9 protein-coding genes are annotated in these 12,182 nt (G+C 71.0%); 7 read left to right on the forward strand and 2 right to left on the reverse strand.

Annotation, left to right across the window (positions count from 1 at the left end; genetic code table 11):
* Positions 1 to 48: 48 nt before the first annotated feature.
* Positions 49 to 933: a 16S rRNA (cytidine(1402)-2'-O)-methyltransferase gene (gene rsmI / locus ACFWE2_RS12325; protein WP_377224518.1), complete on the reverse strand. Its 885-nt coding sequence runs from the start codon at positions 931 to 933 to the stop codon at positions 49 to 51.
* 33 nt (positions 934 to 966) lie between these two features.
* Between rsmI and ACFWE2_RS12330 the strand changes: the two genes are divergently transcribed.
* Positions 967 to 2,751 carry a dolichyl-phosphate-mannose--protein mannosyltransferase gene (locus ACFWE2_RS12330; RefSeq protein ID WP_377224519.1) on the forward strand — a complete coding sequence of 595 codons (1,785 nt, stop codon included), beginning with the start codon at positions 967 to 969 and terminating at the stop codon, positions 2,749 to 2,751.
* Between the two features lie 45 nt (positions 2,752 to 2,796).
* Here ACFWE2_RS12330 and ACFWE2_RS12335 read toward each other — a convergent pair whose 3' ends face one another.
* The gene (locus tag ACFWE2_RS12335) at positions 2,797 to 3,393 is read right to left on the reverse strand and encodes an isochorismatase family protein (RefSeq protein WP_377224520.1); all 597 of its coding nucleotides are present in this window, start codon (positions 3,391 to 3,393) and stop codon (positions 2,797 to 2,799) included.
* Between the two features lie 171 nt (positions 3,394 to 3,564).
* On the opposite strand from ACFWE2_RS12335, the gene ACFWE2_RS12340 reads away from it, so the two are divergent.
* The 6 genes from ACFWE2_RS12340 (at position 3,565) to ACFWE2_RS12365 (ending at position 12,174) form a co-directional block, all read left to right on the forward strand.
* Positions 3,565 to 4,746 carry a PQQ-dependent sugar dehydrogenase gene (locus tag ACFWE2_RS12340; protein WP_377224521.1) on the forward strand — a complete coding sequence of 394 codons (1,182 nt, stop codon included), beginning with the start codon at positions 3,565 to 3,567 and terminating at the stop codon, positions 4,744 to 4,746.
* 91 nt (positions 4,747 to 4,837) lie between these two features.
* A complete protein-coding gene (gene metG / locus ACFWE2_RS12345; protein ID WP_377224522.1) occupies positions 4,838 to 6,559 on the forward strand; it encodes a methionine--tRNA ligase in 1,722 nt (573 codons plus the stop codon).
* A gap of 7 nt (positions 6,560 to 6,566) precedes the next feature.
* Positions 6,567 to 7,568, forward strand: coding sequence for a TatD family hydrolase (locus ACFWE2_RS12350; RefSeq protein WP_377224523.1), 1,002 nt, complete (start codon positions 6,567 to 6,569; stop codon positions 7,566 to 7,568).
* A gap of 93 nt (positions 7,569 to 7,661) precedes the next feature.
* Positions 7,662 to 8,831 (forward strand): ubiquitin-like domain-containing protein, encoded by a 1,170-nt coding sequence (locus tag ACFWE2_RS12355; protein WP_377224524.1) that lies wholly within the window; start codon positions 7,662 to 7,664, stop codon positions 8,829 to 8,831.
* Between the two features lie 388 nt (positions 8,832 to 9,219).
* Positions 9,220 to 10,380, forward strand: coding sequence for a G5 domain-containing protein (locus ACFWE2_RS12360; protein WP_377224525.1), 1,161 nt, complete (start codon positions 9,220 to 9,222; stop codon positions 10,378 to 10,380).
* A gap of 648 nt (positions 10,381 to 11,028) precedes the next feature.
* Positions 11,029 to 12,174 (forward strand): ubiquitin-like domain-containing protein, encoded by a 1,146-nt coding sequence (locus tag ACFWE2_RS12365; protein WP_377224526.1) that lies wholly within the window; start codon positions 11,029 to 11,031, stop codon positions 12,172 to 12,174.
* Positions 12,175 to 12,182: the final 8 nt, after the last annotated feature.

Below are 12,182 nucleotides of genomic sequence, written 5' to 3' on the forward strand. Positions count from 1 at the left end.
TCGCCAACAGGCCGTCGGCGAAGTAGAGCGAGCGTCCGGACAGACGCTCTACTTCGCGGGCTTGGCGGGGCGGGCGGCCAGGGCGGCGGCGTACAGGTCCCGCTTCGGGACGCCTGCCGTCTCCGCCACCTCGGCCACCGCCGCCTTGAGGCGTTCACCGGCCGCTACCCGTTCCAGGACCTCGCCCACCACGTCGTCCACGCTCGCGTGCACCTCGGGTGCGCCGCTGACCACCACGCAGATCTCGCCGCGGAGCTGCTCCGCCTCCGCCCGCCCGGCGAGGTCGGCCAGCGGGCCGCGCAGCACCTCCTCGTAGGTCTTGGTGAGCTCACGCGCGACGGCGGCGGGCCGGGCCTGACCGAACGCGACGGCCATGGCGGCCAGCGTCTCCGCTATCCGGTGCGGCGCCTCGAAGAACACCATGGTGCGGGGCTCGGTGGCCAGGGCACCGAGCGTCCGGGCGCGGTCGCCGGCCTTGCGCGGCAGGAAGCCCTCGAAGGTGAAGCGGTCGGTCGGCAGGCCGGAGAGCGCCAGCGCCGTCAGCACCGCGCTCGGTCCCGGTGCCGCGGTGACGCGCAGGTCACGCTCGACGGCGCGCTCCACGATCCGGTACCCGGGGTCCGAGACGGAGGGCATCCCGGCGTCGGTCACGACCACCACCGTGCCGCCCCCGGCGACCACGTCGAGCAGCTCGTCGGCCCGTGCCGTCTCGTTGTGCTCGTGGTAGCTGGTCACCCGGCCGCGCACCTCGACCCCGAGCCGGCCGACCAGGGCGTGCAGCCGGCGGGTGTCCTCCGCGGCCACGACGTCGGCCTGGGCCAGCAGGCGGATCAGTCGCGGTGAGGCATCCTCCGTGTTGCCGATCGGCGTGGCGGCCAGGACGAGGGAGCCGGCCTCGGGCGCTGGCCCGGGAACCAGGGACGGTTCGGTCATGAACCACAGGGTCCCACGCTCTATGCTGGCCCGGTGTCTCAGCAGCCTGACGCCACAGAAGCGCATTTCGCCGCAACGGAGCAGGCTCTGCCCGGAACGTACGGCGCGCACATGCGCCGTGAAGCGGTCGCCGGCAACATGACGCGCACCGGGTCGTTCCCCGCCGTCGGGCAGCGGGCCGCTGAGCCCGAACCCCCGGTGCGCGACCGGCTCCTGCGCGACCTGCTGGGCGAGCGCCGTCTCGCGCTCGGGCGGACCGTCAACGACCGGTTCTGGGGCGTGCTCGGTGCTCTCGTGGTGACCGCGATCGCCGCCGGAGCGCGGCTGTGGGAGCTCGGCCGCCCCGGCAAGCTGGTCTTCGACGAGACCTACTACGTCAAGGAGGGCTGGTCGCTGGCCAGCCTCGGTTTCGAGGCGGCGTGGCCCGACGAGCCGAACCCGGCGTTCGAGGCGGGCGACGTCAGCTCGTACAAGACCGACGAGGCCGAGTACGTGGTCCACCCGCCGGTCGGCAAGTGGATGATCGCCATCGGGATGCGCCTCATGGGCGGGGCCCAGGACCCGATGCACTGGCGCATCGCCAGCGCCGTGATCGGCATCCTGGCCGTGCTGCTGATGGTGCGGATCGCCCGGCGCATGTTCTCGTCCACCGTGCTGGGTCTGGTCGCCGGCCTGCTGCTCGCGGTCGACGGCGAGGCGATAGTGCACTCGCGCACCGGCCTGCTCGACCAGTTCCTCATGTTCTGGGTGCTGGTCGCGTTCGGCTGCCTGGTGCTGGACCGCGAGTGGGCCAGACGCCGGCTCGCGGACCGCGTGGCGCAGATCGTCGAGGCCGGCGGGGCGATCGGGAAGTACGGGCCGCGGCTGGGCTTCCGCGGCTGGCGGCTCGCGGCCGCGGTGTCGCTGGGCCTCGCGTGCGGCGTCAAGTGGTCGGGCCTTTACTTCGTCGCGGCGTTCTGTCTCCTCACCGTGATCTGGGACATGACGGCCCGCCGCACCGCGGGCGTCGAGCGCTGGTGGGAGGACGCGCTGGTGGTCGACGCCGTCCCGGCTGCCCTGGTCATGCTGCCCACCGTCGTCGCCGTCTATGTCGCGTCCTGGTCCGCGTGGTTCGCGCACCCGAAGTCGTACCTGCGCAACTGGGCCGAGGTGAACGGCGTCGTGCCGCCGACGTGGTGGCCCGACTGGGGCTGGGCGCAGGGCGCCTGGGAGGCCGGGCGGTCGCTGTGGGAGTACCACCACATGATGTGGGACTTCCACACGGGCCTGGACTCGGACCACAACTACGCGTCGCACCCGCTGGGCTGGATAGTGCAGTGGCGTCCGACGTCGTTCTACTGGGACAAGTACACGCCAGGTCAGGGCCCCTGCCCAGCCGACGCCGTGAGCGACTGCGCGACCGCTGTGACGTCGCTCGGCAACCCGCTGCTGTGGTGGCTCGGCGCGGTCGCGATCCCCATCGTGCTGGTGCTCGCCATCCGGTTCCGCGACTGGCGCGGCGCCGCCGCCCTGACGGGGATCGCCGCGGGCTGGCTGCCCTGGTTCCAGTACTCGTGGCCGCTGGCCGACCGGACCATCTTCACGTTCTACACGATCGTGTTCACGCCGTTCGTGATCCTGACCCTCGTGTCCCTGCTGGCCGTGGGGATCGAACGGACCCCGCGCAGGAGCGGTGACCGGCGCATCGTGTGCTGGCTCGCGGCCGTGGTGGTGGTGCTGATCGTGGGCGTGAGCGTGCTCTACTACCCGATCTGGACGGCGATGCCGGTGCCCTACGACTACTGGCAGCGGCTCATGGTGCTACCGAGCTGGATCTGACCGCAGCACCTCTGATCAGCGGGCCGCTGATCAGAGGGCAGCTGATCAGAGGGCTGCGGAGTCGCGCAGGTCCACGCCCGCTGCCGTGAGCTCCCGCTCCGCGACCTCGCCCTGCGCCTGCGACACGGGGATCGTCAGGTCGGTCAGCACCCGGGCCGCCAGACCCGCGCGGCGGGCGTCGAGCGCTGTGTGCTTCACGCAGTGCGACTCCACGAGACCGACGACGTCGACGGCGGTGATCCCGGCGTCCTCCAGGACCGTCGCCAGCGTGCGGCCGTGCTCGTCCGCGCCCTCGAAGCCCGAGTACCCGTGCGAGTACTGGCCCTTCTTGAGCCGGACGTCCGGGTCGAGGTCGGCCAGCGCGGGGTGCAGCTCGGCGTTGGGCGTGCCTGCGATGCCGTGGGGCGGCCAGGAGTCGACGAAGTCGGGGGTGTCGCTGAAGTGCTCGCCCGGGTCGATGTGCCAGTCCTGCGTGGTCACGACCGTGGTGTACCGGTCGCGGTGCGCTGCGGCGTAGGCCGCGACACGGTGCGCTATCTCGTTCGCGCCCTCGGTGGCGAGCTCGCCACCCTCGCAGAACGTTGGCTGCACGTCGACGACGACGAGGGCCCGCCGTACGCGCTCGGACTCGGTGAGGCTCATGCCCCCACTCTGCCACTGGCCTCGGTGGGCGGTGGTCGGTAGTTCGTCACATGATCGGCACCTCGGAATGCCGATCACCTGACAAATTGCCGACCATCCGTCCTCGGGCGGTGCTTGGATGGGTCCGTGAATCTCATTGCTGGTCGACGTGCCTCTGGATCGCGTCTCACCGTGGCCGGGATCGCCGGGGCGGCACTGCTGCTCGCGGGCTGCACCGGCTCGCCCGAACCGGGCGTGGTGTCGCCGAGCCCGACCGCCTCGGCGAGCGCGGCGACGTCGGGCACGGAGCCCTGGGATGGCGCGGTGACCGCCGACGTCGAGGTGGTCGCGGAGGAGCTTCCGGTCCCGTGGGGTCTCGCGCCGCTGCCCGGTGGACGATTCCTCGTCACGATGCGTGACACCGCCCAGCTCGCCGTGGCGCACCCGACCGGCGACGTCGAGCCGCTCGCCTGGTCCGGGGGCGCGCAGCAGGTCGCCGACCAGACCGTGGCCGACGGCGAGGGCGGGCTCCTCGGCGTCGCGGTCGACCCGGACGACGCCGGCCCGCTGTTCACCGTCTTCCTGTACCGCACGGGGGAGCGGGACAACGCGGTGCTGCGCGCGGAGCTGGACCTGGACGACCTGACGCTCGGCGACCTGACGACGGTGCTCGACGGCATCCCCAAGGCCTCGAACCACAACGGCGGCCGGATAGCGCTCGGGCCCGACGGCTACCTGTACGTCGCGACGGGCGACGCCGGTGACCCCGCCAACGCGCAGGACCCGGAGTCGCTGGCAGGCAAGATCCTGCGTGTCACGCCCGACGGCGAGCCGGCGCCCGGCAACCCGGATGCCGGCTCACCGGTGTGGTCGATGGGCCACCGCAACGTGCAGGGCCTCGGCTGGGACCCCAGCGGGCGGATGTTCGCCGGCGAGTTCGGCCAGGACCAGCTCGACGAGCTGAACGTCATAGAGCCCGGCGGCAACTACGGCTGGCCGGAGGTCGAGGGCCCGGGCGACCAGGCCGGCTTCATCGACCCGGTGGCATGGTGGCCGACGTCGGAGGCGTCGCCGTCGGGCATCGCCGTGACCGAGGAGGCCGTGTACCTGGCGTCCTTGCGGGGCGAGCGCCTGTGGCGCGTGCCGCTGCTCGGGGAGGCTTCGGCGGTGGCGGACGGCGAGAGCCCCGGTTTCGGGGAGCCGCAGGCGCTGCTGGAGGGGGAGTTCGGCCGGCTCAGGGCGGTTCACGCGGGGCCGGACGGCGAGCTCCACGTGCTGACGAACAACACCGACGGCAGGGGCGAGCCGATGACCGAGGACGGCCGGGTGGTCGACGACCGGTTGCTGCGGGTCACGCTGACTCCGCCGGAGTGATCCAGGCACCACAGCCACGGCGTATTCCGCTGGGCCCGTGGCTCTAGGATTGGGGAGGTTTTCCCTTCCTTACGAATTGGAGCATCCCGCAATGGCTCGCCACCTTGTTACCAGTGCGCTTCCGTACATCAACGGCATCAAGCACCTGGGGAACATGGTCGGGTCGATGCTCCCGGCCGACGTGTACGCGCGGTACCTGCGGCAACGCGGTCACGACGTGCTGTACATCTGCGCCACCGACGAGCACGGCACGCCGGCGGAGCTCGCCGCCGCGAAGGCCGGGCAGCCGGTCGCCGAGTTCTGCGCGGGGGCGCACGAGACGCAGAAGGAGATCTACGACGGCTTCGGCCTGACGTTCGACTACTTCGGCCGCAGCTCGTCGCCGCAGAACGCCGAGATCACGCAGCACTTCGCACGGCGCCTGCACGAGAACGGGTTCATCGAGGAGCGCGCTATCCGGCAGGTCTACTCGCCGGTCGACGGGCGCTTCCTGCCCGACCGTTACGTCGAGGGCACGTGCCCGCACTGCGGCTACGACAAGGCGCGCGGTGACCAGTGCGAGAACTGCACGCGCGTGCTGGACCCGACCGACCTGATCAACCCCCGCTCGGCGATCAGCGGCTCCACCGACCTCGAGGTGCGGGAGACCAAGCACCTGTTCCTGCTCCAGTCGAAGCTGCAGGGCGAGGTCGAGGCGTGGATCGACGAGAACAGCAAGGAGTGGCCGCTCCTGTCGACGTCGATCGCGCGCAAGTGGCTCGCCGAGGGACTGCACGACCGCGCGATCACGCGTGACCTGGAGTGGGGCGTGCCGGTCCCGGCCGACACCTGGCCGGAGCTCGCCGCCGAGGGCAAGGTCTTCTACGTCTGGTTCGACGCCCCGATCGAGTACATCGGCGCCACCAAGGAGTGGGCGGACGCCGCCGCCGCCGGCGAGACGCGGGACTGGAAGTCCTGGTGGTACGAGGCCGCCGACGTCCGCTACACGCAGTTCATGGCCAAGGACAACGTCCCGTTCCACACGGTGATGTTCCCGGCGACGCAGCTCGGCGTCCGCGAGCCGTGGAAGATGGTCGACTACGTCAAGGGCTTCAGCTGGCTCACGTACTACGGCGGCAAGTTCTCGACGTCGCAGCAGCGCGGCGTCTTCACCGACGCCGCCCTGGAGATCCTGCCGGCCGACTACTGGCGGTACTTCCTGATCGCGAACGCGCCCGAGTCCGACGACTCCTCGTTCACGTGGGAGCACTTCTCCGGGACGGTGAACAAGGACCTGGCCGACACGCTCGGCAACTTCGTGAACCGGGTCCTGACCTTCTCCGCCAAGCGGTTCGGGAACACCGTTCCCGAAGGCGGCGAGCCGGGCGAGGCCGAGGCGAAGCTGGGGGCGGAGGTCGCCCGGCTCCTGGCCGAGCTCGAGGAGCACATGGAGGCTCTCCAGTACCGCAAGGCCGCGAACGCGGTGCGCGCCCTGTGGTCGGCGGGCAACGCGTACCTGGTCGAGAAGGAGCCGTGGAAGCAGGTCAAGACGGACGAGGCCGCGGCCGCCGTCACGCTGCGTACGGCGATGAACCTGATCCACCTGTACGCCGTGGTCTCCGAGCCGTTCATCCCGGCGAGCGCGGCGACGCTGCGCGGGGTGTTCGCGCTCGACGACGACACCGCCACCTGGGTCACACCCGAGGCGGCGACGTCGCTGGACGCTGTGCCCGCCGGCGCGAGCTTCACCGTGCCGCCGGTGCTGTTCGCCAAGATCAGCGACGAGGATCTGGAGGGGTTCCGCGAGCGGTTCGGCGCCGGGCCGGCGGACTGACCCGGAGATGGCGAAGCGCACGCGGGAGCGCGGCTTTCCGGCCGATCCGGAGCCGCTGCCCGTACCGGTCGTCGACAACCACACCCATCTCGACCACATCGGTGCCGTCCTCGCCGAGGCAGCGCCCGACGGCGAGCCGGCGGGCCAGGCCTGGCCGCCGACCGTGGCCGACCACCTGGCCCGAGCGGCGCGTGCGGGCGTGGACCGGTTGGTCCAGGTGGGCTGCGACCTCCCGTCGGCCCGCTGGACCGCCGACCTCCTCACCTCGTTGAGTGCTGGCTATCTGCGGTCTTCGGCACCCGGAACGGCGCAAATAGCCAGCACTCAACAGGCCAGGGTGGTGGGGGCTGTGGCCATCCATCCGAACGAGGCGACCCTGCATGCCGGGGTGCTCGAGGTGGGGCCGGACGGGCTCGTTCCCGAGGCCGAGGAGCACCACGCGGTGAGCCTCGACGACGCCGTCGCGGAGATCGCCGACCTGGCCAAGGGCAACCAGCGCATCCGGGCGATCGGCGAGACGGGCATGGACCTGTTCCGCACGGGTCCGCGCGGCGAGCAGGCCCAGCGGGCGAGCTTCCGTGCGCACATCGCCCTGGCCAAGGAGCTGGGCCTCGCCCTGCAGATCCACGACCGGGACGCGCACGCCCAGGTCATCGAGGTCCTGCTGGCCGACGGCGCCCCCGAGCGCACCGTCTTCCACTGCTTCAGCGGCGACGCCGAGATGGCCCGCGTCTGCGCGGAGAACGGTTGGTACCTCTCGTTCGCCGGGCCGGTGACGTTCAAGGCGAACCACTACCTGCGGGACGCCCTGACGGCGGCGCCGCGGGAGCTGATCCTGCTCGAGACCGACGCTCCGTACCTCACGCCGCACCCGTTCCGGGGGCAGCCGAACGCCCCCTTCGCGGCGGCCCACACCGTGCGGGCCATGGCGGCCCATCTCGAGGAGGATCTCGACACGTTGTGCGCCGCCATAACCGCCAACTCGGAGCGCGTCTACGGCAATTGGTGAGAATGGCGCGCTGAGCCGGAGAATGCGGTATTTCATTTCATACCCGCACGGCTTTTCCCGGAGAGATTGTTCCGTTACGGTCTGGTGCTCGTGGTGAGGTACGCACGGCCGTGGCTCGCGAGCAGAGCGGCCCGCTGGGTGGTCCGTGGCGCCGTCGTCGGCACGCTCGCCGCTGTGACCGGTGTCTACGCCGCCAACGCGAACGTCCTGACCATCGACTACAACGGCGAGCTCCACACCGTGGGCGTCTACGGGGACACCGTCGGTGAGGCCCTCGCCTCGCAGCACATCCGGCTCGGCCGGGACGACGTCGTACAGCCCGCCACCACCTCCGGCGTCGCGCAGGGCGGCACCGTAGTCGTCCGGACCAGCCGCGAGGTCACCGTCGAGCTCGACGGCCAGGTGATGACGCTGCGCACCACCGCCGGCACCGTCGGCGAGCTGCTGGCGGCGCTGGGGCCGCGCGGCGACGGCGCGCTCGCCACCGCCTCCCGTACCGCGCGGCTGGACCGCGACCCGGTCCGGTTCTCGACGGTCAAGCAGGTCAACATCGCCGTGGACGGCTCGGTGCTCGAGTTCCACACCACCCAGTCGACGGTGCGCGGCGTGTTCAGCGAGGCGGGTATCACGCTGTCCGACGGCGACGTCACCTCCGTACCGCCCGACGCCGCGGCGGTGGACGGGATGGTCGTCATGGTCAGCCGCGACGCCTCGTCGTCGCGCACGGTGACGGAGGTGCTCCCGTTCGAGACCGAGACGATCGAGGACCCGAGCCTTCCGGAGGGCTACGAGTCGATCCGCACCGCGGGTGTGGCCGGCCAGGTCAGGGTGACGTATGCCGTGAAGACCGTCGGCGGTGCCGTGGTCGAGCGCACCGAGGTGGAGCGCAAGGTCATCCGGAAGCCGGTGAACGAGGAGGTGGTGGTGGGGACCATGGACGTGGCCACCGCCCCCGTGGATCCCGGCTCCGCCCGGGCGCTGGGTCAGGCGATGGCGGCAGAGCGCGGCTGGGGCGCCGACGAGTTCTCGTGCCTCGACCAGCTCTGGCAGAAGGAGAGCGGCTGGCGCTGGAACGCCGACAACCCGAGCAGCGAGGCGTACGGCATCGCGCAGGCGAACCCGGGCTCCAAGATGGCCACGGTCGGCAGCGACTGGCTGACGAACCCGGCCACCCAGATCGAGTGGGGCCTCGGTTACATCTCCGGGCGTTACGGGACACCGTGCGGTGCGTGGGCGCACTCGGTGGAGATCGGTTGGTACTGATCCACGTTCCTCCCAAACGACATTTGGGATATTGCTCGGCGTTCCGGACTCTTTGCTGAACGTATTGCCGCTTTCGGCTTGCATTCGGTAACGGCGGAGTTACCGTCTCAGGGACCGCCGGATCGGTCGGCCGGGCTCGTGCCTCGCGCGGGAGCTGCGCGGGAGGTGCGCCGTCTCGTCTTCCGTGCCCGGACCGCTCGAGGACTGGACTCGCGTGACATCTCCGCATCCGGCTCAGGGCAGCCCCGGACAACAATTCACCAATTCTGACGCCGACGGCGACGCCGGCGTCACCGAAATGTTCGACGCGCCTTTCTCCGACTCGCCTTTCTTCGGTTCGGCGCAGTTCGGCCCGGCGCCGCCGGCGGACGAGGTATTTCCAGCAGGAATGACCGTCGCGGACATCGCCAACACCCGCTCCGAGGTGATGGACACTCTTCCGCCCGGCCACCCGTCCGGCCCGATGCCGGTGGTGGCGACCGACGGCGCCGGGGTCGCGACGGCCCCTCCGCCGCCACCACCACCTCCGCCCGGGCCGCCCCGGCGTCGGCGCGGGATCGTGGTCCTCGTGAGCCTCGCCACCATCGCCCTCGTCGGCGCCGGTGGTGTGGCGGTCTACGGGGCGGCCCACAAGACCGTCACGCTCGACGTCGGCGGCAAGATCACCTCCGTCGAGACCTTCGAGGGCGATGTCGCCGACCTGCTGACCGCCCAGGGTGTCGAGGTCACCGGGCGGGACGCCGTGACACCCGGCCTCGACGGTGCGCTGCGCGACGGCGGCACGGTGGTCGTTCGCTACGGACACAAGGTCGCCGTGTGGGCCGAGGGCAAGCAGCGGACCGCGTGGGTGACGGCCCTCGACGCCGACGAGGCGCTGACCCAGCTCTCGCGAGGGGACGGCACGGTGGTCCTGGTCCCGACACGGGCCGAGGGCCGGGTGACGCTCCCGATGCCGCTCGACGTGGATGGTCCCGTCCACCTGGCGATCGGCGGGGAGGTGCGGCGGGTGGCCGACGGCTCCGTGCGGCTCGACGAGCTGCTCGCGGCCCAGGAGGCCGCCGTCGACAGCGACGACCGGGTATCCGTCCTGCACCGGGACGTGCGCGGGCAGAGCGAGCCGGTGCTGACCGTCCTCGTCAAGGAGGTCAAGGCCACGATCGAGGAGGTCACCAGCAGGATTCCGTACAAGACGGCGACGACGACGGATCCTGGCCACTACGCGGACCTGGGGCCGTACCTGGCGTCCGCGGGTGTCGACGGCAAGCGGGTGACGGCCTGGGACGTCACCCGGATCGACGGCAAGGTGGTCAGCAAGGAGAAGGTGAACAGCTGGGTCGGGCGGGCACCCGTTGACAAGGTGATCGTGTACGGGACCAAGGAGCGCCCCAAGCCCAAGCCGGAACCGAAGCCCAAGTCGAAGTCCGACTCAAAGTCCGACTCGCGGTCCGACTCGAAGTCGGGGTCCGGCTCGGACCCCGAGCCGAGGCCCACGCCGAAATCCGAACCCGATCCCAGGCCGAAGCCGGACTCGAAGCGGGATTCCGACTAGCGGTCGGAGGGCGCGGGGCGGCGGCCGTGTCGACGTCGCCCCGCGGCCTCCGCACCCATCCTGGCCTGCGGAGATCCGTGATCGACCCGGCCGCCGCCCTGCTGGCGGACCCCGTGCGGGGCCTCCCAAGAGTTGGACGCTTGTCCTGGACGAGTGACCGACAACACAGTTGCAACCCACCAGGATGGTTGGCCGAGCGGTAACAAATCAGTTACTTTCGGTTGTCCTCGCTGGCGCGGGGGTGTCACGTGGTGTATTCCACGGCACTCCAGCGGTGGCAGGGCGGCACTGGGCGCGGAACCTCGCGGGCAGTGTGAGACCGCCGGATCGGCCGGTCGAGACCACGACGGCTCGCAAGAGCCGCAGGGCCTGTTCGGCCGCTTCGTGGTAGGGAATCTCGCCCCAAACGGGATGCCCGCCTCACCGCCCGTGCCCGGGACGTCCGACGACTGGACACGAGTGAACCCCCGTTTTGAGCAGCAGAGTTCTGGCTCCATCCCCAGCATCAACTCAGAGTCCGAGGCTGTAGCCCTTCAGGGCACCCCCTCGAAGCACCGCCGCCGCTGGCCTCTCGTCGCCGGCCTCTCGGCAGTCGCGATCGTCGCATCCGGATCGGTCGCCTTCGCCGAGGTACAGAAGACCGTCACGTTGGACGTCGACGGCACCACCAGGACCATCACCACCTACGCAGGTTCCGTCGCGGGCATGCTCGAGTCGCAAGGTGTGCGGCTGGGCGAGCGCGACGTCGTCGCCCCCGGAACCGATGCCAAGCTCTCCGACGGCGACCAGGTAGTCGTCCGCTACGCGCGCCAGGTCACCATGACCGACGGCTCCGCCGAGCGTGACGTGTGGGTCACCGTGACCGACGCGGGAGAGGCCCTGACGACCCTCGCCGAGCGCGGCGGCGACGTCGCGCTGGTGGCGTCCCGCTCCGGCGACCGTGCCTCCCTCCCGCTCCGCCTGAACGACGACGGCCCCGTCGCGGTCGTCGCCGACGGCACCACCCGCGTGGTCGAGGACCACTCGGCGAGCGTCGACGAGGTGCTCGACGGCCTCGAGGTCGAGCTCGACGGGGACGACCTCGTGAGCATCGCCCCCGTTGCCTCCCTCGCGCAGGACAAGGCGATCGCCGCCAAGGACGCGAGGTCCGCCGAGGCGTCGGGCGCCGACGTCGCCATCCAGGTGCAGCGCGTCGAGAGCAAGAAGGTCACCAGGAAGGCCGCCCTGGCCTTCGACACCAGGACCGTCCAGGACGACGACCGCTACGAGGACGAGGACAACCTGGTCCGGCGCGAGGGCGAGGAGGGTGTGCGCACCCGGGTCGTCCTGGTGCGTATGGTCGACGGCGAGGTCGTCTCCCGCAAGGAGCTCTCCAACGAGGTCACCCGGAAGCCGGTGGACCGCGTCGTCGTCGAGGGCACCAAGGAGCGTCCCGTCGAGGAGGCCTCTGCGAAGGTCGACCCGCCCAGCGGGTCGAGCACCCCGGTCCCGGCCGGCTCCGCCAGGGAGATCGGCCAGAAGATGGCTGCCGCCCGTGGCTGGACCGGCGAGGAGTGGACCTGCCTCGACCTCCTGTGGGAGCGCGAGTCCGGCTGGAACCACCTGGCCGCCAACCCGTCGTCGGGCGCGTACGGCATCGCGCAGGCGCTGCCGGGCGACAAGATGGCCTCGGCGGGTGCGGACTGGGCGACCAACCCGGCCACCCAGATCGAGTGGGGTCTCGGCTACATCGCGGACCGCTACGGCACGCCGTGCGGTGCGTGGGGCCACTCGGAGTCGGTGGGTTGGTACTGATCCGGTTA

The organism is Promicromonospora sp. NPDC060271, from assembly GCF_042726755.1.
Classification (GTDB): Bacteria; Actinomycetota; Actinomycetes; order Actinomycetales; family Cellulomonadaceae; genus Promicromonospora.

Bases quoted from the DNA above. Each gene is read 5' to 3' on its own strand.
- rsmI (WP_377224518.1), bottom strand. From the start codon at position 933: ATGACCGAACCGTCCCTGGTTCCCGGGCCAGCGCCCGAGGCCGGCTCC.
- ACFWE2_RS12335 (WP_377224520.1), bottom strand. From the start codon at position 3,393: ATGAGCCTCACCGAGTCCGAGCGCGTACGGCGGGCCCTCGTCGTCGTC.
- ACFWE2_RS12360 (WP_377224525.1), top strand. From the start codon at position 9,220: ATGACCGTCGCGGACATCGCCAACACCCGCTCCGAGGTGATGGACACT.
- ACFWE2_RS12350 (WP_377224523.1), top strand. From the start codon at position 6,567: ATGGCGAAGCGCACGCGGGAGCGCGGCTTTCCGGCCGATCCGGAGCCG.
- metG (WP_377224522.1), top strand. From the start codon at position 4,838: ATGGCTCGCCACCTTGTTACCAGTGCGCTTCCGTACATCAACGGCATC.